This is a genomic window from Thermostichus sp. MS-CIW-26 (assembly GCF_054059115.1).
On the sequence record NZ_JBSSBV010000021.1, the window covers coordinates 20,886 to 43,254 of the forward strand.

The window sequence follows — 22,369 nt, forward strand, 5'->3', positions numbered from 1 at the left end:
TGAGGTGATGAAGCTGGAACTGAAATCTTCAACTCAACAGCAGGATCTGCCCCAAAAGAGAAATCCAGGCGAGGGATCCCGCTGGCTGATGGGTTTGGCCATTGTGCTGCTTTGTCTGGGATCCCCCAACCGCTGGTGGCACTGGTTTCCGGGAGCGCTGCTGGGCTTAGCCCTGCTGTTTGGCCTGTGCGAGCAACGGCAAGGGTGGGCGCGGTGGCGTTTGGCCTATGGCCTCTGGTTTTGGGTTTGCCTGTATGCCTTCTGGGTGGATCCCTTCTCGGTTAAGGTGTTGAGCGCCTGGGAGATCCTGGGGGGCGTGGTGGTGGCTCCCCTGATCCCCCTCTTTTTCACCACTGCTACGCTCCTCAGTTTGGAGCTGAGCCGCCCCCTGCCGGCTTGGGCACGTCCGCTGGGCTTGGCCACGGTCTGGACAGGCTTGGATGGGCTGTTGGGCTTGCTCTGGTGGCCCATCCCTTTCCACTGGGGATCCCTGTTGTTCGACTGGCCCCTCGGGATCCAAGTAGCCGATGTTACGGGGATCTGGGGGGTTACCTTCTATGCCGTGTTCGTCAATGGGGTTCTTTGGCAGATGGCCAGGCAGATTTCTAGCCGGTGGCAGGCGGCTGGGGGATCCCTGAGAAACGTTTTGGGTGAGATGCTCAGGAACAGGGATTTCTGGGGTACGCTCGCCTGCGGCCTGGGGTTGACGGGGCTGGTCTTGGCCTATGGAAGCGCACGCCTGGCCGACTTCGATGCCTTGGCCGTCGAAAACAGGGATCCTGACTTTCGGGTGGCGGCGGTGCAGCAGGTGGCTTGGCTGGAAGCCGATCGCAGTTGGAACTACCGCCTGGAGCGCTACCGGGAGCTGCATCAGCTTTCTGCCCAGGGGGTGGCTGCTGGGGCACAGTTGGTGGTTTGGCCGGAGGGGGCGCTGCGGGCACGGCTGCTGAATACTGGCCTGGAACCCTACGTGATCGAGCCAATGCAAGCGATTCTGCCGCCGGAAGGCGCTTTGATTACGGGGGCAACAGAGCCGGATCCCCGCACAGCCCATTTGCCGGAGCCAGAGCAGCGATTTTTTAACACGGCCCTATTGCTTGACGCCCGGGGCAACTTACTGGATTGGTTTGGCAAGCAGTGGATCTTTCCCTATTTCGAGTCGGGGCGCTACGTGCCTTCACCCGATGGCTATCGGCCTCTGGACGGAGGGGAGCTTTTCGGGCCTTTGGGGGTGATGATCTGCTTGGAGAGCGTCTTGCCTGCGCCCAGCCGAACTTTAACCCGTCGCGGCGCCGAGTCTTTGATCGTGATTTCGGATGATAGCTGGTTTGGTAATAGCCACTGGCCGATGTTGCATGGCCAGCTCTCGGTTTTCCGGGCTGTGGAAAATCGGCGGGGCGTGGTGTTTGTCAATAACACAGGCGGCAATCTGGTGGTGGATCCCTCAGGTCGGCTCCAGCAGGTTGGCCCCATCTTTCAGCGGGGGGTGATTACGGGAGAAGTGAAGCGGCGTTCTGAGACAACTTTCTACAATCGCGCGGGGGATTGGCTGGCGTGGCTGACGTTGGGGCTATCTTTGGGGCTATGGCGCTGGGGATCCCGAGCAAGGCAAGGATGAGTTAGAATCGATAGGCCCACCGGTGGGTCTGCGGATTCTCCTATCCAGTCCTCACTTCAAAGCCCTGCTGATGTAGCTCAGTTGGTAGAGCAGCTCACTCGTAATGAGCAGGTCGTCGGTTCGAGTCCGATCATCAGCTTTCTGGAGTTGAACACCTCAGAGTCCCTTTGGGAGAAGAGTTGGGGGTGGTCGCGGAAGCGGCGCGGAGCGTTTGGGCAGCAGCGATCATTCTTTCGAATTGCAGTGAAACCTTGGAACGGCTACAGTTGTGGAGGGCACCAGAAAAGATTTCGGGTAGAGACCCCCAAAGAATGGAGAATATCTCTCATTACCCCTGTGCAGTACTTCCAATGCTCAGGATCTGCACACATGCGGTCGGGATTTAACTCCATCTCATAATGGATAACATTGGGGATCCCGGCAAACTCATCAGAAGACTGAGGAGAAACAATCAGCAGCAGAAAAGGCTTGCCCCTGCGCTTAGCCGCCAGCTTATCCATTAAGTCAACAACGGCCTCTCGCCGGCAACCCCCTGTGCGCACAAACAAGACTTTATCGGCTTTTTCCAAAACATACATAAAACGCTTGGCGCGAGCAGTGTAGCGAGTTCGCATTCGCTCATGGATGGGGTGCATATTCTGAAGTGGATCCTCCCCCTCTTCCACCTCATGGCCAAAGGAGAGGCCCGTCCACTTGCTGTGGTAAATTCGCCGATCTTCAGGGCTGTAGTGTAAATATTGCGGATCCCACATGCCCTGAAACTCGTTGTGGATCATATCGGCCACATCAGCCAAATTGCTGGTGCGTGTCAAATCAAAAGGAAAGGCAGGCCCGTCATATTCCAACTTGTAGAGCAGCATTCGCACCGCGCAGCGATCCCCTAACGGCACAATGGCAACACGATGAATATCCGATAATTTGCAGGTGTATTCCAGCAGCATGACCGATTCGGGAGCAGCCTTTACCCGGCTTTCGAGGCCGCCTTCCCCGATCATCAAGGTGCGGAAGAGAGCTTCCCGGTGGCTCGGATCTTCATAAACACCCGCTGGCATGGCTTTGAGAGCGGCCCGCACTTCCTTCCACATGGGGTGGATGTTGTACTCGTGATTGCTCTGGTTGATCACGCACAGGCGAGGCATGGGATCAGAAGAGCCTTCTGAGGATCCACTGAGCTTGAGAAGGATCAACGATCCATCCTCGAAGATCGTTTCTACTGATTCCGAGGAAAAGAACTGGGCTACTGGGGAGAAGACAAGATCGGCATCCGCAGGAATGGAGAGGGTGGTTTGCACCGAACCATCTTCTTGTACGGAAAGGGAATATAAGGTAGCATCCCCTAGCCTTTCATCGCTTTTGCCAATATACAGACCCGGCTGTAGACCTGCTTTTTGGAAAGCGGCTTGCAAAGGTTGCCAAGTGGGCGTGATGGTATAAGGGTAGGGAGTTATATTCACGATGCGAAATTGGTTTTTGCCTGTTTCTGCAGTCACCCAAAAACCATGCTCCTCTTCAAAAATGACCTGCTCCCCAACGGGTTGAGCAAGCTTGCCACGAGCTGAACTAACTTGGCCGGGATCCAGAAGAGAGAGATCGATGGCCTCAAACATGACCTGATGACCCTTGGAATTGGGGTGAGCTGGGTCAAAAGCAAGGTCTGGTTTCCAGCGGCCCTGTCCATCTTCCAAATGAGGCAGCCAATTGAACACAGGGCATCCCCAGCTGAGCATTCTTTGCTGAGTTTCTTGCAAAAGAAGATGCTGTTCTGGGCCGTAGTTTGCATGGGGATAAACCCCTCCCAGAACTGGCAAGGCTCCAATGTCTTGAATTCGCTGAATTAGCCGCTGCAGGCCGTTTTCAAACCGTCTCTGCAGGGCGCGGCGATGCTGGGGCAAGGCCGATGCCAAGCCTTCATTTCCCAAAGACAAAGCAACAATAACGACATCGGGATGTTCAGGGATCACCGCCTGCTCAAACCGCAACAGAGTTCGGCTGACATTGGCCCCCAATTGGGAGAGATTTCGCACTTGATGGCCATAGCGCTCTTGTAGAGCTTTCTGCAACAGCCAAGCCCAACCTCGCAACAGCCAGGCGCTGCACCCCAGGGCAACGGAGCTGCCCAAAATGACGACTTTTAGCCCTTGCGGATTTTCCGGTTCGACCTCAGGAATGGGATCGGCAAAATAGCCGTAAGGATAGGCAGGGATCTGGCCAAACTCCCCATCCTCGACAATCAAAACTGCCGGTAAAGGTTCTGGCTCAAGTGGCACCCAGCGATTGACAGCGGTGGATTCCCAAATCACTTCGCCACCGGCTTGCACGCGCAGATACCGGTACTCTACTCGAGGGATTTCTTTTGAACACCCGCTATAGGGCAACAACGGGCCGGGCGTGCCGTCTGCTGGGCTCAACGGCAACTCTACCCACCACAGCGGATAATGAGCGGGATCCGTCTGCAGCCAAATGCAATGGCAGGGATCCCAGGAGCCCAATTTTGCGCTGGATCCCACCAAGGCAATTCTCTCGCCCGGCTGGGTGATGGCACGAACCTGGAAGCGATACATAACGTTTTCCTGGCACAGGATTCAATGGGAAATTGTGGGGCTGCGCGGGCGGACTGCACTCACTCATCACCCAATCAACAGCTCAGCAGCCGGCTGAGAAGGGCAAGAGCCTGGGATCCGATCCCATCTCTGCCGTTTTATCGGGGAAAAAGAGAAGTTCTTAAATCTGGAAAGGAAAGATCTCTAGTACCCAAAAATCCAGTTCAACTGGGCCAATACGGTTCTTAATACAGTTCTGAATAAAGACTCAGTCAATCTTGGCTTAAAGCTAGCATATTGACCGAGGGCTGTCTGTTTTCCAGAGCACTTTTAGACTCTCTCTGGGGTACAGATTTCCAACTGCCGCTGGGGCAAAATAACTTCAAAGCTGGATCCCTGGCCCAGCTCGCTCTCCACCTGCACCTGACCTTGATGCTGTTGGGCAATGCTTTTGACGATCGCCAGCCCCAAACCTGACCCCGAGAGGCGACCGGGATCCCCGCTGCGAGCCGGATCTGCTCGATAAAAGCGATCGAACACATGGGGCAGAGCCTGAGGCGGGATCCCTGGCCCGGTATCTTGTACCCGTACCACCAGCTCTGGGGATCCGGAGCGCAGCCGTTGTTCCAGCCTCACCTGCACCTCTCCTTGCGGGGGAGTGTGGAGAAGGGCGTTTTCAATCAGGTTGGTGAACAGGCGGGCCAATTGATCTTCATCTCCCCAAAAACCGAAGGGATCCACCTGGGCGGGAGAAGGTTCCGTCCCGCTCTCAGGGGCAGCAATCTCCAGCTGCAAGCGGATCTGTTTTTGGTTGGCCAGGCCCTGCAGCTCTTCCACCACCTGCAGCAGCAGAGCATCCAGCGCACAGCAACGGGGTTGGAAAGGCACCATACCGCTGTCGTGGCGGGCCAGAAACAGCAGGTCATCCACCAGGCGACCCAGCCGCAAACACAGCCGCTCCACCATCTGCCAGCGCTGCCGGGTGTCGGCATCCAATTGGGAATCTGCCAAAGCCACCTGTACCGCGGTTTGGATGCTGGCCAAGGGACTGCGCAGCTCGTGGGAGGCATCGGCGGTAAATTGCTTGAGCTGCTGATAAGACTGCCGGATGGGCTGCATGGCCAAACCGGAGAGCATCCAGCCAATGGCCCCCACACTCGTCAAGCCGGCCACCACCCAGAGGGAAAGATCCCGGATCAACTGTCGCGTTGGCTTGCTCACCTCAAACCAAGGATGGCTGACCCGCAGATAGCCCAGCAGCTTCCCATGGGCCACGATCGGCTCGGTGAACTGACGCAGCCAATACCCAGGAGCGATGCGGGCAGTGTGCAGGGATCCCTCGGTCAATAGGGGGGCAGGGATCCCGCCGGGTACCGTGGACCAGATGAGCGTTCCCTGAGGGCCGAACCACTCCAAGTCGATGTGATCGTCCTCTAGGGTGCTGGGATCATCCCGAAAGCTGGCCTCCAAGCTGCGGCGGGCTTGCTGCGGATCCAAGAGGCTCTCATCCACCACCAAAGACCGCTCGACAATTTCCACCACATGGCCAAGGGTATCGTCCACCCGCTCGATCAGGGTTGACTGCACGTACCAATAGAAGCTGCCGGCAAACAACAGCAGCAACACTGCCGTAACCGTTGTATACCAGAAGGCCAACCACTGCCGCGTCGCTTGAAACATGGGAGCTGCACCGCGGGGGGAAACGGAGTGGGGCTAGCTGTGAACACGGGGTTCGGGGTGAAGGGAAGACAAGATCTCGGCCTCCACCTGGAGTAGAGTATCGAGCCGCTCCTGCACCTGATCGGCAGGGAACTGATCCAAGGCCAAATCCAAATAAAGCTGCCAATGGCGCTCCTCCGCAGCCGCCAGCCAGAGATAAAACTGCCGCAGCTCTGGGTCGGGCGCGTGGATCCCCAACAGGCCCAAGCGTTCGTGGCTGCGGGCCTCGATAATGGCTGCCACCAGCAGGGTATCCAACAGATGCTCCGGCTCGGAGCGGCGCAGGTGTTGGTTCAGACGACCGGCATAGGGCGCAGCCGACAAGGGCTTGATGGGGATCCCCAACCGTTGCAGGTGGCGATGCACCCGCTCAAAATGCTGCAGCTCCTCCCGCGCCAGCGGCGAGAGGGTTTCCACCAAACGCCCGTTAGCCGGGTAGCGAAACAGCAAGCTGAGGGCGTTGCCCGCTGCTTTTTTCTCACAATTGGCGTGGTCTAGCAAGACCAGATCGATGTGCCGGGTAGCCTGTTCGATCCAGTCCTCAGAGGTACGAGAAGCAAGTTCTAGAGCAAGCACAGGGTCGGTAGGAAAGGGTTAAGAGAAGTTCTAGGGACGAACAATCTCCACAGTAACCCGCCCCGTCAGCTCCGGGATCGGGGGATGACACTTGGTCAATCGGATCTTAGCTTTGCTGGCCCCTGTCTCCCGCAGCACCATTTCGGCAATCGCCTCCGCCAAGCTCTCGATCAGCACAAACTGATTGCTTTTCACCAGTTCCGCAATCCCGGCCACTGCAGAACGGTAGTCGAGGCTATCACACAGTTGGCCGCTGAGAGCAGCCGGGCGCAGATCCGCCCACAACTCGAAATCCACCTCAAACCATTGCCCCAAAGCCCGTTCCGCCTCATCAAAACCGGTATAACCGTAGTAGCGCAGGCCGGAGACGATCAGCCGATCTCGCAACTGCTCAGGGGGTTGCCGAGGGATCCGATCGGGATCCGGATAGGGCTGCTGACCGTCGCTGCTGACACTGGTGGGGATCTGTAGCTCCATCACAACCTCCCAGCTCGACCTGGAGACCCTATCCCGCAGGGCCTGGCGAAACAACGAAACCTTGGCTCGACCCTAGGAGCAGGCTGCCCCTTGTCCCCATTTCCTTTTTGATTCTTTAACAAACTCCGGGATCCCCATCCCTCAATGGCTGAGGGCCAACGCTCTCCCCTCTACGGTCGCTGCCATCTCCCACAACAGATCTTCCGTCTCTTCCCAGCCGATGCAGCCATCGGTGATGGAAACCCCGTACTGGAGCGACGCCCCTTCCTGCCAGGTTTGCTTGCCCGGGTAGAGGTTGCTCTCCAGCATCAGCCCCATCAGAGCCCGCTGCCCCGCCTGGTACTGCTGTAGCACCGCTCGACAGACGGATCCCTGGTTGCGGTAATTTTTGTGGGAGTTGTCATGGGAGCAGTCCACCATCACCGAGCGAGGGATCCCTTGATCCTTCATCAGCAGTGCCGCCCGCGCCACATCTTCCGGGCCGTAGTTGGTCTTGCCCCCTCCCCCCCGCAACACAATGTGCCGATCCGGGTTGCCGGTGGTTTTCACCAGAGCCGTCATGCCATCTTGGCCGATGCCCAGGAAACTGTGGGGATGGCTGGCGGAGAGAATGGCATTGAGCGCAATTTCCAGCCGCCCGTCGGTGCCGTTTTTGAAGCCCACAGGCATGGAGAGACCGCTGGCCATTTCCCGGTGAGTTTGGCTTTCGATGGTTCTGGCGCCAATGGCCGCCCAGCTCACCAGATCCGCCGTGTATTGAGGGGTCACCGGATCCAGCATCTCGGTGGCACAGGCCAGGCCCAGCTCGTTGATCTGCAAGAGAATGGAACGGGCCAGTTGCAGGCCGGTGGCAATGTCGCAGGAGCCATCCAGGTGGGGATCGTTGATCAGGCCCTTCCAGCCCACCGTGGTGCGGGGTTTCTCAAAATACGTACGCATGACAACCACTAGGTGCTCCCGAGTTTGGTCGGCCACCCGCTTGAGGCGATGGGCATACTCCAGAGCCGCTGCGGGATCGTGGATGGAACAGGGGCCGACGATCACCACCAAGCGATGGAGATCCCGTCCGTGGATGATGTCGCGGATGGCTTGCCGAGTGGAGAGCACCACCTGGGCTGCCGTTTCCGTAAGGGGCAGCTTGGCCTTGACAGCAGCAGGGGCAATCAAGGGAGTCACCTCTTGGATATTGCAATTGTCGGTTTGAGGGGGCATGGAACTGTCCTCAGCGTGCAAGTGGGTAGATGGGGTCGTCGAGCCATCAAAAAAGCCCTGGCGCTGGGCTCAGGGCTTCAGGACTGACTCGGGTAAACTGTAGGTCTTTGTTTACGCGCCACCCTTCTGCCCTGGTCGTTGCCAGGGAAAGCTAAAGTAGCCAAAAAAGGAAGCGCGCCAGACCATGCGGAGAGCAAACTTAAAACCTGTACGAGATAACTATACCCGAAAAAACCTCGTTTGACACCTCAGGGATCCGGTTTCCTGGGGAAGTCTTAAGTCGACCGAGCCGCCGGCTTGGCAATCCAGTAGCCGCAGGGGTGTTCTCCCTGCACCTGCCAGGTGATGCGCTCTACTCGGCAATCGGGCAAGGCGGCAGCAAACATCTCCAGTTCGTGGCCGCAGACGCTGGGAAAGGTGTGGGCAATCTGGGCAATGGCGCAATTGTGCTCAACCAACACATACTGCTCGACGTAATACTCGGATCCCTCTGCTGCTAGCGGCACAGTCAGGTCGGCAGGATAGGGGTAGTACTCCGCCATGTAACCCTCCGCCTGGCGCAACTGCACCAAGCGCTCCAGCCGCTCCCGTAGGGATCCAGATCCCAGTTGGGCCTGATACTCCCGGGCTTTGCGCTGCCACTGGTGGTGGAGAAGGGATCCCATCTGTTCGGATCCCAGGGTTTCGGCCAGGGTGTTGAGCAGGCCAAGGGCAAACTCATCGTAGCTGGCGGGGAACTGCTCTTCTCCCAAGGGGCTGAGCTGATAGAGATGCTGGGGTCGCCCTAGACCATTGGGTTGAGCGATATGTTGGATCAACCCCTCTGCCTCCAGATCCTTGAGGTGGCGGCGGATGGCCTGGGGAGAAATGCGCAGGTGCTCTGCCAGAGTTTGGGCGTTGGCCTGCCCCGCCTTGCGCAGATAGACCAAGATGGCCTGCTTACTCGAAGCGGGTTGAGCGACCTGCCCGGTGATCTTGCGCGCGCTGTCCACCCTCGCCCTCCTGGTTAGACTGGGATCCATCGGCTGCCGCTGCCAGCACAGCTCTCTGCTATTTTGACAACGGGATCATTGCTAAAGTAACCTGAGGATCAGTTAAACAACAACTCTGTTGTTTTATTTGGCCATCTGTCTTAGTCGCGTTTCTACCCTGTCACTACCCGAGAGCCATCCATGTCTACGAGCGTCCGCGCCCTGGTCAACCAGCCCTACAAGTACGGCTTTGTAACCGACATCCCCTCTGAGTCGATTGGCAAAGGCTTGAACGAAGAGGTGATTCGGCAGATCTGGGCCAAGAAAGGGGAGCCAGACTTTATGCTAGAGTTCCGGCTGCGGGCCTACCGCCAGTGGCTGAAGATGAGCGAGCCCACCTGGCCCAACGTCAGCTACCCGCCCATCGACTACCAAAACATTGTCTACTACTCGGCCCCCAAGGTGCAGCCCAAGAAAAAGAGCCTGGACGAAGTGGATCCGGTGCTGTTGGAGACCTTCGAGAAATTGGGGATCCCCTTGTCTGAACAGAAGCGGCTGGCCAATGTGGCGGTGGATGCCATCTTCGACAGCGTTTCGGTGGCCACCACCTTCCGGGAAAAGCTGGCCAAGGAAGGCGTGATCTTCTGCTCCATGTCGGAGGCACTGCGGGAGTATCCGGAGCTGGTGCGCAAGTACTTGGGCAGTGTGGTTCCCATTGCTGATAACTACTACGCGGCGCTGAACTCGGCAGTGTTCAGTGATGGATCCTTTGTCTATGTGCCCAAAGGGGTGCGCTGTCCCATGGAGCTTTCCACCTATTTCCGCATCAACAACGGCGAATCGGGCCAGTTTGAGCGCACCTTGATCATTGCCGACGAGGGATCCTACGTCAGCTACTTGGAAGGGTGTACTGCCCCCATGTTCGACACCAACCAACTGCATGCGGCGGTGGTGGAGCTGATCGCCCTAGACAATGCCGAGATCAAGTACTCGACGGTGCAGAACTGGTATGCCGGCGACGAAAACGGCAAAGGGGGCATTTATAACTTTGTAACCAAGCGCGGCCTGTGTCAGGGGGCAAACTCCAAGATCTCCTGGACGCAAGTGGAGACCGGCTCCGCCATCACCTGGAAGTACCCCAGCTGTGTGCTGGTGGGGGAAAACTCGGTGGGCGAATTTTACTCGGTTGCCCTAACCAACAACTACCAGCAGGCCGATACCGGCACCAAGATGATTCACGTGGGCCGCAACACCCGCAGCAAAATTATCTCCAAAGGGATCTCGGCTGGGCATTCCAAAAACAGCTACCGCGGCCTGGTCAAAATCGGGCCGAAAGCGGAAGGTGCCCGCAATTTTTCCCAGTGCGATTCCATGTTGATCGGGGATCAGTGCAGCGCCAACACCTTCCCCTATATCGAGGTGCAAAACAACACCGCCAAAGTGGAGCACGAAGCTTCCACCTCTAAGATTGGAGAAGAGCAATTGTTCTACTTCCAGTCCCGCGGCATCTCTGCGGAAGATGCTGTGTCCATGATCATCAGCGGCTTCTGCCGAGAAGTGTTCAACCAACTGCCGATGGAGTTTGCTGTAGAAGCCGATCGATTGCTGAGCCTGAAGTTAGAGGGATCCGTCGGCTAGGGGATTGCTCCCAATGCGAAGCTGAGCAAGTGGGCGATGCCGCTGACACGCTGTGGGAGCAGGCGCTGCCATTTTCAGGAGAAGGGTAAGGGGTTAGGTAACTCCCAAGGCAGAGGGCTGTGATCCCCTGAAGCCAGAGGCGGCCCAAGGGCTTGGCGACGTTGCAAACAGCGCATGGATGCAGGGGGGGAGAGGGGATAATCAAGGAGTTTTGAACCGTAAGGCTAGGCAGGAGAAGTTCCCCATGAGGGCATTTCTGGAGGAGTTCAAAAAGTTCATCAGCCGGGGCAATGCCTTAGATTTGGCTGTTGGCGTTGTTATTGGAGGTGCTTTTGGGAAGATTGTGACTTCTTTTGTAGCAGATCTATTTACTCCGGTTTTAGGCTTGATGATTGGTGGAGTGAGCTTCCAGAACTTGGTCTGGAAAATCGGTGGAAGTCCTGAAGACCCAGTTACGATTAACTACGGTAGCTTTCTGCAAGCTGTGTTTGATTTTGTGATTATCGCTTTTGCCATCTTCTTACTGGTGAAGGCGATCAACACCCTACAGCGAAAGGAGGAAGAATCTCCTCCCACATTGCCCCCACCAGAAGTGGTTTTGCTGACAGAGATCCGGGATATCCTCAATCGCCACTCCCAATAGAGCTATAGGGGATCCTTAGGCCCAAAATCCAAACCTGGTTTAGGGATCCCTTAACCTTCCAATCCCTGCCCTTCAGTGGCAACTCTAGAGTCTAGCTATGATCTGCGAAAACAGCCCTGTCATCTTATCCGTTCGAGATCTCAGCGCCGAGATCGATGGCACCCCCATTCTCAAGGGGTTGAGCCTGGAAATTCGCGCCGGAGAAATCCACGCCATCATGGGCCCCAATGGTTCTGGAAAAAGCACTTTTTCCAAGATCTTAGCCGGCCACCCTGACTACAGGGTGACGGGGGGCGAGATCCTCTACCTGGGAAAAAATCTCTTGGAGATGGAGCCAGAAGAGAGGGCTTGGGCAGGGATCTTTTTGGCATTTCAATACCCCATCGAAATCCCAGGGGTGAGCAACTTGGATTTCCTGCGCGCCGCCTACAACGCTCGCCAGAAATATCGGGATCAGCCGGAACTGGATGCTCTGGATTTTGACGACCTGGTACGGGAAAAGTTGGATATTGTCAAAATGGATCCCGTTTTTTTGGAGCGCTCTGTGAATGAGGGCTTTTCCGGCGGTGAGAAAAAGCGCAACGAGATCCTGCAAATGGCGGTGTTGGAGCCCACGCTGGCCATTTTGGACGAGACGGATTCCGGCCTGGATATCGACGCGCTGCGCATTGTGGCCCAGGGCATCAACCGACTGGCCGGCTCTGAGAATGCCATGCTCTTGATCACCCACTACCAACGCTTGCTGGACTATGTTACCCCCGACTACGTGCACGTGATGGAGGGGGGTCGTATCGTCATCAGTGGGGACAAGACCTTGGCGCTGGAGCTGGAGGAACGGGGCTACGACTGGATCAAAACTCAGTCGGGTCAAGAACCGGCAGCTGCGACATCTCGGCAGGAGAAAGAGGGATGAGCGCCACCTTGCCCAAACCTTTTGCCCCAGAGAGCCGCCTATTCCTGGAGCACATCCTCGGCCAAATCCCGGAAAGGCAGGATCCCTACACCACCCTTAGGCAGCAGGCCCGCGCCCAATTGGCCGAACTGGGGATCCCGACCCCACGGGAAGAGGATTGGAAATACAGCGATCTCTCGCCACTGCTGGCCCACGAGTTTCGCCTGGCTGCCGCGGCGGATCCGGCTCTGGATGCAGCAACCCTAGAGCCCTGGCTTTGGCCGGAAGCCAGCTATAGCCGCGCCGTGTTCGTCAACGGCTACTTTGCCCCCCAGCTTTCTGATTTGAGCGGCCTGCCCACCGCTTTGCAGGTGATCCCTTTAGCCCAAGCCCCAGGGGAGTTGCTGCAAACCCTGGCCAAGACGGATGTGTTTACGGCCCTCAACACCGCTCATCTGGGAGATGGGATCCAGATTGGCCTACAGCCCGGCCAGGAAGTTCCGTCACCGCTGCACCTGCTGTTCATAACGGTGGCTCCTGAGGGAGAGGCCGTTTTGGCCCAGCCCCGCTGCCTGCTGTCTTTGCAAGCCCACAGCTCCCTCACGCTGATCGAAGATCATGTATCCCTGGGATCCGGGATCCCCTTTGGCAACGCGGTTACGGAGATCGCCCTGGCAGAGGGATCTCGTTTGCACCATGTGATTTTGCAAAGGCAGGGATCCCCAGCCTTCCACATCAACCAGACCGCCGTGCGCCAAAGCCGCAACAGCCACTACCGCCTCCAGGCGATTCAGTGGGGATCCCAGTTTTCTCGCCACAACCTGGAGATCACCCAAGCCGGAGCCCAGGCCCACACCCAACTGCAGGGGCTAACGCTGCTGAAGGGATCCCAGCACAGCGACACCCACTCCCGCTTGGTGCATCAGGCCCCCCACGGCAGCAGCCGCCAATTGCACAAGTGCATCGTGGACGAGACGGCCCATGCGGTCTTCAGCGGACGGATTCTGGTGAGCCGAGAGGCCCAACTGACAGATGCCGCCCAGACCAACCGCAACCTGCTCCTAGGCCCCAAAGCACGGGTCAACACCCAGCCGCAACTGGAAATCTTTGCTGACAACGTCAAATGTGCCCACGGGGCCACCGTTAGCCAACTGGAGATGGAAGAGATCTTCTATCTGCAAAGCCGGGGTATTCCCCAAGCTCAGGCCCGCCAATTGCTCACCTGTGCTTTTGCGACAGAAGTCCTGGAAGGGATCCCGTTGGCTCAACTTCCCGCCCTGGTGGCCCGCCAGTTGGGATCCCATGGATTCAACCAATAGGTTGTTGCTCCCCCATGACCCTCAAGAGTGGCCAGGCTGGGGCGTAATGGATAGGCAGCACTGACGCGACAGAGATTTAGGGGTTTCCTTATCAATCTTCTGCAGTTGCGTTTTGCTGCAAATCTTAGGTTAGAAACGCTCAAATTACCTCAGAGTAAGGGTTTTAGCCATTGTCATCACTGAGGAAATAGCCAGAATAAGAGTAGCCATTGACCCAGCGATGGGCGCTACGACAACTCGGTGAACGAACGATGTTTCCCTCTCTTTTAACTCCACGTGCAGCAGGCATACTCCTATCGGGAGCTGTCTTGGGTATCCACTGCCAGGTGGCCATGGCCGCCCCTTTCCGCGACACCTTTGGTCACTGGGCCCAAGCCTACATTGAGACCCTCTCCGCTCAGGGAGTGTTGAACGGCTTCCCCGATGGCACCTTCCGCCCCAATGAGCCGGTTACCCGCGCTCAGTTTGCCACCATTGTCAATACCGCTTTCCGCCTCCGCAATACCTCCGGTACTTTCATCGGCTTCCGGGATGTGCCCCCCACCCACTGGGCAGCCAGCGCCATCTCGACGGCAGCAGCCAACAACCTGGTGGCAGGCTTTCCCGATGGCACCTTCCGTCCTGAACAGCCCGTTACCCGCACCGAAGCGCTGGTGGTTTTGACCAACGCCATTGGCAACACGGGAGCGATCCCAGCCGCTCAGCCCGGAGATCTCTTCAGCCGCTACCGAGATGCGGCAGCCATCCCCAATTGGGCCCTGGCACAAATTGCGGCGGCCAACCGCGCCGGGTTGATCGTCAATTATCCAGACCCGATGCTCTTGGAACCCAACCGTCCCGCCACTCGCGCCGAGGTAGCAGCCTTCACCCACCAGGCCATGCTCAGCCGGGGATCCTTGGTGGCACAAAACCCAGGGGGCTTGCCCTCCGGTTCCCAGCCAGGCTTTGACCTGCGCCTTTCCACGCTGGCGGCGGGCACCTTGATGCAAACCACCACCCCCTTCAACGAGCGCCTCTTCATTGCCCCCAACGAAACCCGGCCCATGTCTTTGATCGTCCGCAACCCGATTCGCAACGCCCAGGGGGATATTCTGGTGCCTTTTGGCTCGCGGGTGGATGGCCGCTTTGAGCCAGCCCCAGGGGGCACCCGTTTTGTGGCGGAAAGCATCATTGTCAACAACCAACTGTTCCCCTTGGCTGCCCAGTCAGACATCATCCACGATGTCAAGGATCCCCGCTACACCACCACAGGCAAAATCATTCAGGATGCAGCCATCGGCGCGGCAGCGGGCGCCATTCTCGGCTTGGTAACCGGAGACAATGCCATTGCCACAGAAGAAGTGCTGGGGGCGGGGGTGGCCGGAGCGGTAATTGGCAATGTAACGGCACCACAGGTGGTGGTGCTGGATCCCAATCAGGTGATCGAGTTGCGCCTCACTCAGGATCTGGCGCTGGCCCCGACATCCCGATAACCGGTGCAAGGCCGGAATCATAAGTGGTGTCGGCACGGCTATCTCCCCAGCCAATCCAAGAGGGTTGTTCCCCCCCACCACAGGCCGATCAAAATGGAAGTGGTCAGCAGTCCTCCTGCCACACAGATCAGGGATCCCAAGCTGCACAGGATCCCGTCTTCTTCCAAAAGCCCAAAGGCGGTGACGAAAACCCCCATCGCCGGCAGAGTGTTGGTGCCTGGAACGGGGATGATCATGGAAATCCCCATCAAGCCAATCCAGGTGCCCAGCCAGACTTGGCCAAGCCGTGTGGTGCAGAGCTGCCGCCAGCGGGGACGGGCAATCTTTTCAATCCGCTGCAGCCACGGGATCCCGGCCTGCGCCCACTTTTGAAATTGCTTCCGTTCAACAGAGGTCTGCAACACCCATTTCGGCAGCCAAGGGGTGGTTCGCCCTGCCACCAGTTGAAGGGCCAGCAACACAATGAACACACCAAAGGGAGTGGAATAGCCGGGAGCTGGCAGCGGCAGAGCAGAAGGGAAAGAGAGCACTGCCAAAAACAAGCCAAAACTGCGCTCGCCCGCCAGTTTTAGAATGTCTTCGATGCGGATCAACCCTTCCAGGGAGGGTTCGGGTTGCTCTGGGCTCTCAGGAAGGCGGGAAAACCGGGCTAGCTCTTGAGACAGACGGGCCATAGAGGGGGCAGGGCTGGAGCGGGCAAAGTTTGGCAACGGGTGGGCACTACCTGGAGGGCCAACGATAGCCTACTGCAAATTCAAGTTGTGTTGGATATCTTGAGCAAAGGGGTGGTTTTGGAGAGGTGACATGCTCGGCAACAGGCTCAACAGGGCCGAGAACATCAGCGGTCTGGAGCAATGGCAGAAGTATCCAACTCAGTTCGGCAGAGGGGGTCGTAGGCTAGGATGGCCCCTGCTGCTGGGATCCCTACTGATAGTGGGGCACGGTGTGGCCCTGGCAGAAGCGCAGTTGGAGGTGGGCACTTCCACCACCCTATCCCCGCAGGCAGCTCCGCCGGTGTTACCACCCCCCCCTGTGAGAGTCCGACAAATTTCCGTGGATACCGATCCCGAGCAAACCGCCGATATGCCCCTTTCCTTGATGGCTGAGCAGGTACTGGAGGCAGTGTGCGAAGCGCAAATTGATGCTCAGCGGGCCTTGGCTCTCATGCCCGACCTGAGCGAATCCCATATCCGTGCTGCCTGTCCGAAGCGACTGATCCCCAAAAGCTGAAGGGGCGGCCCCAAGTTGGCGCTGAAAAGTAGCCGGAAATACGTTCACTGCCAAGGAAAGGTGGTACTCAACCTGTGTACCTCTTTCTTCAGAGAGCCTTCCATTTATGATCAGCCTTTTTATGAGAGAGCCTGTCTGGTAGGGATCCTGGCGGGGGAACTCAACCGAACAGGCAAGCTGGGGGCGCTCTAGCGTGGACTTTGAACTACGGGCCGGGGAGATTTACGCTCTCCGGGGGGAGAATGGCGCCGGGAAAACCACCCTGATGAACATGCTGGCGGGCCTCTACCAGCCGGATGCTGGCGAGATTCGCCTGCGGGGCCGCCCAGTGCGGATCTGCTCCCCACACCAAGCCATCCAACTGGGCATCGGTATGGCGAAGCTTATGTGGTGCAAAGCTTTACAGGTACCGGCAACATTGTTACACTGACCTAAGATTGTCTGCATCATTGTGCAAATAAATTCACAGACAGCCTATAAGTTTTGTGCGGATCTACACTTGGCATCACTGACTTGAGGGGAAGCCATGCCCAAAAAAGCCGCCAGCACAAAACCAAAAACAACTAGGGCAACCTCAAGAGAAGAGACCAAGCCCGATCCGCAAGGGGCGATTGCTGCAGAAATCCAGCGCCTTTCCGATACCTACGGCATCTCTAAGGAACTCCTGGAGAATTTTGCGCGGTTTGTGGTCAGGCAGCTACAGCCACCGCCTCGGTTGTCTGTCAAAGAGCTGCAGAAAGCGATTTACAACCACTTTGGCGTTAAAAACGCAGCCGAGCTGAGAAAGTCAGCCAGCTTCAAACTGGCAACCAGCGGCATGGGCAAGCTGAGCTTATCCAACATAGACGATTTGGAGCGCATTTATCGTCAGCACATCGGGATCCTTCCCAACGAAGAGGGGGAAGAGGGGTATGGCTGCATCAACGGGATCAACATCTTCAAGTACGACTTGCCATGGCGGGTTTTTGGACTTGACCCCGATCGAGCTACCAATGAGGACATCAAAGCTGCCTTTTATCGCCTGAGCAAGATCTACCATCCCGATTCTCCAACCGGGGATGACAAAATTTTCCAGCGATTGACTCTCTTCTACAAAAGCCTTACGGAGAAATTTGAGCAATGGCTATAGTCTATGTTTCTTCAAACAAGCTCGCCGAATTTTTGGGTATCAGCCTTGAGGAACTCAGGGAGATTGAAGCCTACTTTGACAGTATCCCTGATGATGAGTGGGAACTGGTGGAAGGTAAAGACTATCGCGTTATCAACAAAAGTTCGGGGCTGAGAGAATACACGCAGTCTGGTGCTTACGCCATTTTATCCTTTTTAAGGTCTAGGTCAGAGCAAGGTCGTAAGTACTCTACAGACACAAGCATTAGCACAAGCATTAGGAATTGGTTCAAGGAAGAGTATCGCAAGAGGCAGAAGGCTCTGGTGGATCATAGGATCCTCGAAAACAGCTCCTCTCTGGTCAGAAGACAAGATCAGTTTTGGCTATCTCTTCAAGATGTTGTGACGATCTTTGGAACTCGAACTGATTACCTTAAGAAAGCGCTTGAGATTGCATCAAAACAAAGTAAACTCATCAAAGACGTTCATTACACACGCTTTGGCAACGACGACACTGTCTACCTCTCTTTGCGAGGCATCTATGAGCTTGCCAAGATTATGGTAGAAGTCCTCAAGCAAAACCACAGAAAAGACTGGTGTCGAGATGTTGGCGAACGCATTGAACCCCAGATTCAGGCAATCGTCAAGACAATCCAGGATAGACAAAGGCAGATAGAAAGAGCAAAAGAGCTTGCAAGAAGAAGGGATAAAAATCTCTGTAGAGTTACTCGAAAAACAGCCAGTAGCCTAACGGTTCACCATCTCTACTCTGAAGCGCACTATCCAAAGATTGCAGCAAATCTTTCCAACCTGATTACTATAGCCAGCGAAGTGCATAGCCACTTTCATCAGTGGATGGGAGGTTTCAACGAGCCATGTACAATTGATGACTTCATCAAGTATGTTTTGGAATACTATCCTGAGAACAAAAACCTGATCATCTGGTTGGGACAACAGAAGGCCAGTCTTGGGCCGCAGTTGCCCATTGGCAAGGGGAGAGAGCATGTGCTCTACATTCCTCTCCAGCGTGTAACTTGAAATAACCCATTGGTTATCGGTTGTTTTCAGGTCATTCCAACCACCTTAGTCAGGTTTGTCCGTCCTTGAGGATCCTTGATCTCTTTTTGGGGATCCCTCTTTCTGCGAGCAATCCGCGTCTGTCTCACTGGAAACGACAGAGGCCATAGTACAGCCAGGGATCCCTAAACCAAGCCCTGATTCAAGATCTCGCGGGAACGGGCGATGGCTGCTCTCAAGTTGGCCCGCTGGGTGTAGCGCATCGTCATGGCGGCAGTTGTGTGGCCCAGCAAGTGCTGAATGTGTTCGGGGGCAACGCCGCGATCCAGCAACAAGGTGGCAAAGCTGTGGCGAAACTGGTGAGGGGTTTGATGTCCCGGCTCAGGCTCGGTTAGCTTGAGCACAATATGCCGTAGACCATCGTAGGTGAGGGGACGGCCTCGGTAGGCCAAGCAGCGAGATTGGGAAACAAACAAGGGATCCGTCGGCGCGCACGGGCCCCGTTCTTGGCTCAGATACTGCTGCAACAGCTCGGAGAGGGGATCCCCTACTGCCACAGCGCGGGGTTTGCTCCCCTTGCCACAGCGCACTTCCAACAGGGATCCCTCGGGGCTGATTTGAAAATCTTGAACGGTTAAGTCCAACAGCTCCTGGGCCCGCAGCCCGCACTCCAGCATCAGGCGAATCAAAGCCGCGTAGCGCAGAGAATGGTTTTGGGCCCGCTGCAACACCCGCTGCAACAACAACCGATCCAGATCGCGAGGCAAACGAGCGGGTAGGCGGGCAGGTCGAATGGCTTGGGTGGGCAGGGGATCCTGAAGGTAGCCCCGTTGGCTGGCCCATTCAAAAAATTGCTGCAAGGCCAACCGCTTCAGGTTGTAGGTGGCCGGAGAGGCGGGCGGGTGGATCCGCTGGCCGGAGCGGTTGCGAAACGGACGGCCCTTCAAGCTGTTCAAAAAGGACTGGACGTGGGCAGGCTGCACCTGGGGCAGCGGCACGGGGCAAGTTTTGGCAAACTGCTCCAGAGCAATGCGGTAGGTACGGCGGCTGGCAGGGGCCAGATCCCGCTCCCGCTCCTGCAAAAATTGCGCCGCCAGATGGCTGAGACTGGGAGCAGGGCCGCTCGGTTGAGTCTGTCGAACCTGACCAGGTCGGGGATCCCTCATCTTTAGCCCACTGGCAACCCTCAACCAACTCTATCCTTCCCCTGCGAGCAAGCTCCAGCTTGGACTCGGCCCCTACCCCGGCATCAAATGCTGAGCGATGAAGTCCGTGTACACTTCGCCCCTCAAAAAAGCTTCATGGCGCAGGATCTGCTGGTGGAAAGGGATCGTGGTGGGCACCCCGGTGATGGCGCATTCCCCCAGCGCCCGCTGCATGCGGCGGATGGCTGCCGCCCGGTTAGGCCCCCAGACGATCAGCTTGCCCAGCAGCGAATCGTAATAGGGGGGAATGGTGTAGTCGGTGTAGATGTGGGAGTCCATGCGCACCCCCGGCCCCCCAGGAGGCAAATAGGCGCTGATGGTGCCGGCGCAAGGGCGAAACTGCTGCTTGGGATCCTCGGCGTTGATGCGGCATTCGATGGCATGGCCCCGCAGTTCCACATCTTTCTGGCGAAAGGTCAGGGGTTGACCTTGGGCAATGCGAATCTGCTCGGCAATCAGATCCAGCCCCGTCACCATCTCGGTAACCGGGTGCTCCACCTGGATGCGGGTGTTCATCTCGATGAAGTAAAACTGGCCGTTTTTGTCCAGCAAGAACTCCACCGTGCCCGCCCCCACATAGTTCACCACCTTGGCCGCTTTCACCGCCGCCGCTCCCATGCGGCTGCGCAGAGCCGTCGTCAAAGCCGGGCTGGGGGCCTCTTCCAACAGCTTTTGGTGTCGCCGTTGAATGGAGCAATCCCGCTCGTACAGATGCACCACATTCCCCTGACTATCCGCCAAGATCTGAAACTCGACATGGCGGGGGCGCTCGATGAACTTCTCCAAGTAAACCCCGCCGTTGCCGAAGGCCGCCTGGGCTTCCCCCTGGGCGGTGCGCAGCATCTTCAGCAGCTCCTGGGCATCTCTGGCCACCCGCATGCCCCGCCCCCCGCCACCGGCGGTGGCTTTGATGATCACGGGGTAGCCGATTTTCTCTGCCAGCTTCACCGCTTCCTCGTCAGAGGTGATCAGCCCGCGGCTGCCGGGCACCGTCGGCACCCCCACCGCTTGCATGGTCTCGCGGGCCGTGGCTTTGTCGGCCATTTTGCGCATTGCCTCTGGCGAGGGGCCGATGAAAATTAGGTTGTGGTCGGCACACATCTCGGCAAATTTGGCATTCTCCGCCAAGAACCCGTAGCCCGGATGAATGGCGGTGGCGCCGCGGGTGAGGGCTGCCGAGATGATGTTGGGGATGTTGAGGTAGCTTTTGGCCACCGGGGCATCTCCCACACAAACGGCCTCGTCTGCCAGTTGGACGTGCAGCGAGTTTTGATCCGCGGTGGAGTAGACGGCCACGGTGCGGATCCCCATTTCCTGACAGGTACGGATGATGCGCAGGGCGATCTCACCCCGGTTGGCAATCAGGATCTTGGTGATGGGCGGCATGAGGAAGGTTCAAAGCTGAAGAGGTAGCTAGACCGCTAAGGCCAGCGGTCTGTAAACGCAAGGTTAAGTTCAGGTGCTCATCCTACTATTTGACATACTCCCCGTCTTAAAGGACGGGGATGCTTTCTCAGCCAGCAGAATTGCTCCTACCGACTGAGCTACACAGGGCATGAGGCTGAAACCTCAACCCTATGGGGGATGCCATGGCCCCAACTACTGGGCCGGAGCCCAGATACTTCCTGCGGATGTTAATTGCCCCCACCCCGTCCCGATGGAACTCAAACCCACACCCACACCTGTACACACGACCTTTGGGCTTGTTTCTCTGTCCACAAACAGGACACTCCTGAGAGCTGTACCGCTCATCTTGCAGTACCACTCTCATCCCCAACCGCTCAGCTTTGTAGGTGATGAGATGCCGGACTTGACCATGCAACATCTGGTGGATCTTCTGATTCGCCTTTTTGTTGTAGTTGGCAGACATCCTGATATCCCGAAGGTCGCCAATCACAACTGTCTGCACGCCTCGCTCGTGGAGCGTGGAGACCAGTCTGGTCGTCTGCTTGTGCAGAATGTCTTGGATTTGGTGGTGTAGCTTCTTGAGCTGCAAACGTTGAGAGCGAACTAGCCGCTTCCACCGCCGAGACCCCCGCTTTTTGCGCGCTAGGAGTCGAGCCAGCTTGCCCTGCAGCTTGTTCTGGTAGCGCCTTTTGGAGCGCAGCAGCCTGCCATTGGCAAGGTAGGTTTGTCCCCCCTCATGAGCGACTGCGGGGTGCATCTCACCCAAATCCACAGCGGCAACGTTGCTCTCTTCCCCCTCTTCTTCCGGCAGCGTATCCCCCACCTTGTAGCAAGCCCTCAGCTCATACTGCTGGCCATCCCAGCCCATCTCTACCCAAACAGGCGTATCCCAAGCCCAGTTAACAATCAGGGACTCCTTGCCTTTCCCGTTCGACAATCGCAGCTTCCCATTGACGACTTGGATGGCTGAAGATTTCCACTGGACTTTGTAGAAGTACCGACGGCGTCGAGGTGGACGGGCGTTGGGGTCGGTTTTGCGGCGTTCCCGCCAGGACTTCAAAGAGGCAAAGAAGCTTTGCACTACTGCGTCTGCACTGTGGGCATGAAGTGTATTCTCAGGGTCGTTGGGAAACCAACGCATGAATGTGGAAGGCTTTAACCACAATCCCTTCTTGCGGACGACCCGCCAAAAGTGAACGAGCACTTTTGAGTACAGCTCGCCTGCTGCCCTGCTCAACAGCTGCAGTTGCTCTGAGACGCCTAGCTTGAGCTTACGGACAAGGTACATGCAAAGTTGCCTTTCCTGTCTAATAGCATCTTACAAAA

General features: G+C 57.1%; 19 protein-coding genes, 1 tRNA gene and 1 pseudogene. 11 read left to right on the plus strand and 10 right to left on the minus strand.

Translation table 11 applies throughout. The features are described from left to right. The first annotated feature begins 7 nt into the window (after window positions 1–7). Both lnt and ACVWZU_RS08525 read left to right on the plus strand, forming a co-directional pair. On the plus strand, window positions 8–1,618 hold the full coding sequence (gene lnt, locus ACVWZU_RS08520; RefSeq protein WP_457444364.1) for an apolipoprotein N-acyltransferase: 1,611 nt from the start codon (window positions 8–10) through the stop codon (window positions 1,616–1,618). A gap of 66 nt (window positions 1,619–1,684) precedes the next feature. Beyond that, window positions 1,685–1,757 (plus strand) — tRNA-Thr (locus ACVWZU_RS08525). Window positions 1,758–1,878: 121 nt separating this feature from the next. On the opposite strand, the gene ACVWZU_RS08530 is transcribed toward ACVWZU_RS08525, so the two are convergent. From ACVWZU_RS08530 to sufR, 6 genes are all read right to left on the minus strand, one after another. Further along, on the minus strand, window positions 1,879–4,179 hold the full coding sequence (locus ACVWZU_RS08530; protein ID WP_457444366.1) for a DUF1796 family putative cysteine peptidase: 2,301 nt from the start codon (window positions 4,177–4,179) through the stop codon (window positions 1,879–1,881). A 309-nt stretch (window positions 4,180–4,488) separates the two neighbouring features. Then, on the minus strand, window positions 4,489–5,838 hold the full coding sequence (locus ACVWZU_RS08535; RefSeq protein ID WP_457406074.1) for a sensor histidine kinase: 1,350 nt from the start codon (window positions 5,836–5,838) through the stop codon (window positions 4,489–4,491). Window positions 5,839–5,871: 33 nt separating this feature from the next. After that, a complete protein-coding gene (gene miaE / locus ACVWZU_RS08540) occupies window positions 5,872–6,453 on the minus strand; it encodes a tRNA-(ms[2]io[6]A)-hydroxylase (protein WP_414407103.1) in 582 nt (193 codons plus the stop codon). Between the two features lie 30 nt (window positions 6,454–6,483). Then, on the minus strand, window positions 6,484–6,930 hold the full coding sequence (gene folB, locus ACVWZU_RS08545; protein WP_457444369.1) for a dihydroneopterin aldolase: 447 nt from the start codon (window positions 6,928–6,930) through the stop codon (window positions 6,484–6,486). Window positions 6,931–7,071: 141 nt separating this feature from the next. Continuing rightward, complete coding sequence (locus ACVWZU_RS08550) at window positions 7,072–8,142, minus strand: 3-deoxy-7-phosphoheptulonate synthase (protein WP_457444371.1); 1,071 nt, start codon at window positions 8,140–8,142, stop codon at window positions 7,072–7,074. 275 nt (window positions 8,143–8,417) lie between these two features. Next, entirely contained in the window at window positions 8,418–9,134 is a 717-nt protein-coding gene (gene sufR, locus ACVWZU_RS08555; protein WP_457444373.1) for an iron-sulfur cluster biosynthesis transcriptional regulator SufR, read from the minus strand. A 180-nt stretch (window positions 9,135–9,314) separates the two neighbouring features. Here sufR and sufB point away from each other — a divergent pair, with 180 nt between their 5' ends. From sufB to ACVWZU_RS08580, 5 genes are all read left to right on the plus strand, one after another. Next, window positions 9,315–10,751, plus strand: coding sequence for a Fe-S cluster assembly protein SufB (gene sufB / locus ACVWZU_RS08560; RefSeq protein WP_414349663.1), 1,437 nt, complete (start codon window positions 9,315–9,317; stop codon window positions 10,749–10,751). Between the two features lie 244 nt (window positions 10,752–10,995). Further along, a complete protein-coding gene (gene mscL, locus ACVWZU_RS08565; RefSeq protein ID WP_011431004.1) occupies window positions 10,996–11,394 on the plus strand; it encodes a large-conductance mechanosensitive channel protein MscL in 399 nt (132 codons plus the stop codon). 97 nt (window positions 11,395–11,491) lie between these two features. Beyond that, window positions 11,492–12,307, plus strand: coding sequence for a Fe-S cluster assembly ATPase SufC (gene sufC, locus ACVWZU_RS08570; protein ID WP_457444376.1), 816 nt, complete (start codon window positions 11,492–11,494; stop codon window positions 12,305–12,307). After that, on the plus strand, window positions 12,304–13,605 hold the full coding sequence (sufD, locus tag ACVWZU_RS08575) for a Fe-S cluster assembly protein SufD (protein WP_457444378.1): 1,302 nt from the start codon (window positions 12,304–12,306) through the stop codon (window positions 13,603–13,605). Before sufC ends, sufD begins: the two co-directional genes overlap by 4 nt. 308 nt (window positions 13,606–13,913) lie before the next feature. After that, window positions 13,914–15,077 carry an S-layer homology domain-containing protein gene (locus ACVWZU_RS08580; RefSeq protein WP_457444380.1) on the plus strand — a complete coding sequence of 388 codons (1,164 nt, stop codon included), beginning with the start codon at window positions 13,914–13,916 and terminating at the stop codon, window positions 15,075–15,077. Between the two features lie 38 nt (window positions 15,078–15,115). Here ACVWZU_RS08580 and ACVWZU_RS08585 read toward each other — a convergent pair whose 3' ends face one another. Then, the gene (locus tag ACVWZU_RS08585; RefSeq protein ID WP_457444399.1) at window positions 15,116–15,751 is read right to left on the minus strand and encodes an exopolysaccharide biosynthesis protein; all 636 of its coding nucleotides are present in this window, start codon (window positions 15,749–15,751) and stop codon (window positions 15,116–15,118) included. A gap of 130 nt (window positions 15,752–15,881) precedes the next feature. Here ACVWZU_RS08585 and ACVWZU_RS08590 point away from each other — a divergent pair, with 130 nt between their 5' ends. From ACVWZU_RS08590 to ACVWZU_RS08605, 4 genes and pseudogenes are all read left to right on the plus strand, one after another. Then, window positions 15,882–16,307: a hypothetical protein gene (locus tag ACVWZU_RS08590; RefSeq protein ID WP_414522542.1), complete on the plus strand. Its 426-nt coding sequence runs from the start codon at window positions 15,882–15,884 to the stop codon at window positions 16,305–16,307. A 193-nt stretch (window positions 16,308–16,500) separates the two neighbouring features. Further along, a pseudogene (locus tag ACVWZU_RS08595) lies at window positions 16,501–16,683 on the plus strand (ATP-binding cassette domain-containing protein); the annotation flags it as partial. 150 nt (window positions 16,684–16,833) lie between these two features. Further along, complete coding sequence (locus ACVWZU_RS08600) at window positions 16,834–17,436, plus strand: J domain-containing protein (protein WP_083757641.1); 603 nt, start codon at window positions 16,834–16,836, stop codon at window positions 17,434–17,436. Then, window positions 17,427–18,452, plus strand: a complete 1,026-nt coding sequence (locus ACVWZU_RS08605; protein WP_011433009.1) for a hypothetical protein — start codon at window positions 17,427–17,429, stop codon at window positions 18,450–18,452. The genes ACVWZU_RS08600 and ACVWZU_RS08605 overlap by 10 nt, the downstream gene beginning before the upstream one ends. Window positions 18,453–18,616: 164 nt before the next feature. Here the strand turns inward: ACVWZU_RS08605 and ACVWZU_RS08610 are convergent, their stop codons facing one another. From ACVWZU_RS08610 to ACVWZU_RS08620, 3 genes are all read right to left on the minus strand, one after another. Continuing rightward, window positions 18,617–19,621, minus strand: coding sequence for a tyrosine-type recombinase/integrase (locus tag ACVWZU_RS08610; RefSeq protein WP_457444382.1), 1,005 nt, complete (start codon window positions 19,619–19,621; stop codon window positions 18,617–18,619). 48 nt (window positions 19,622–19,669) lie between these two features. Continuing rightward, window positions 19,670–21,022: an acetyl-CoA carboxylase biotin carboxylase subunit gene (accC, locus tag ACVWZU_RS08615; RefSeq protein ID WP_457444384.1), complete on the minus strand. Its 1,353-nt coding sequence runs from the start codon at window positions 21,020–21,022 to the stop codon at window positions 19,670–19,672. A 127-nt stretch (window positions 21,023–21,149) separates the two neighbouring features. Further along, window positions 21,150–22,331 (minus strand): RNA-guided endonuclease InsQ/TnpB family protein, encoded by a 1,182-nt coding sequence (locus ACVWZU_RS08620; protein WP_457444386.1) that lies wholly within the window; start codon window positions 22,329–22,331, stop codon window positions 21,150–21,152. Window positions 22,332–22,369 lie beyond the last annotated feature (38 nt).

Coding starts and splice junctions, on each gene's coding strand:
- lnt (WP_457444364.1), top strand. CDS start 8: ATGAAGCTGGAACTGAAATCTTCAACTCAACAGCAGGATCTGCCCCAA.
- ACVWZU_RS08530 (WP_457444366.1), bottom strand. CDS start 4,179: ATGTATCGCTTCCAGGTTCGTGCCATCACCCAGCCGGGCGAGAGAATT.
- ACVWZU_RS08535 (WP_457406074.1), bottom strand. CDS start 5,838: ATGTTTCAAGCGACGCGGCAGTGGTTGGCCTTCTGGTATACAACGGTT.
- folB (WP_457444369.1), bottom strand. CDS start 6,930: ATGGAGCTACAGATCCCCACCAGTGTCAGCAGCGACGGTCAGCAGCCC.
- ACVWZU_RS08550 (WP_457444371.1), bottom strand. CDS start 8,142: ATGCCCCCTCAAACCGACAATTGCAATATCCAAGAGGTGACTCCCTTG.
- sufB (WP_414349663.1), top strand. CDS start 9,315: ATGTCTACGAGCGTCCGCGCCCTGGTCAACCAGCCCTACAAGTACGGC.
- mscL (WP_011431004.1), top strand. CDS start 10,996: ATGAGGGCATTTCTGGAGGAGTTCAAAAAGTTCATCAGCCGGGGCAAT.
- sufC (WP_457444376.1), top strand. CDS start 11,492: ATGATCTGCGAAAACAGCCCTGTCATCTTATCCGTTCGAGATCTCAGC.
- sufD (WP_457444378.1), top strand. CDS start 12,304: ATGAGCGCCACCTTGCCCAAACCTTTTGCCCCAGAGAGCCGCCTATTC.
- ACVWZU_RS08585 (WP_457444399.1), bottom strand. CDS start 15,751: ATGGCCCGTCTGTCTCAAGAGCTAGCCCGGTTTTCCCGCCTTCCTGAG.
- ACVWZU_RS08590 (WP_414522542.1), top strand. CDS start 15,882: ATGCTCGGCAACAGGCTCAACAGGGCCGAGAACATCAGCGGTCTGGAG.
- ACVWZU_RS08600 (WP_083757641.1), top strand. CDS start 16,834: ATGCCCAAAAAAGCCGCCAGCACAAAACCAAAAACAACTAGGGCAACC.
- ACVWZU_RS08605 (WP_011433009.1), top strand. CDS start 17,427: ATGGCTATAGTCTATGTTTCTTCAAACAAGCTCGCCGAATTTTTGGGT.
- accC (WP_457444384.1), bottom strand. CDS start 21,022: ATGCCGCCCATCACCAAGATCCTGATTGCCAACCGGGGTGAGATCGCC.
- ACVWZU_RS08620 (WP_457444386.1), bottom strand. CDS start 22,331: ATGTACCTTGTCCGTAAGCTCAAGCTAGGCGTCTCAGAGCAACTGCAG.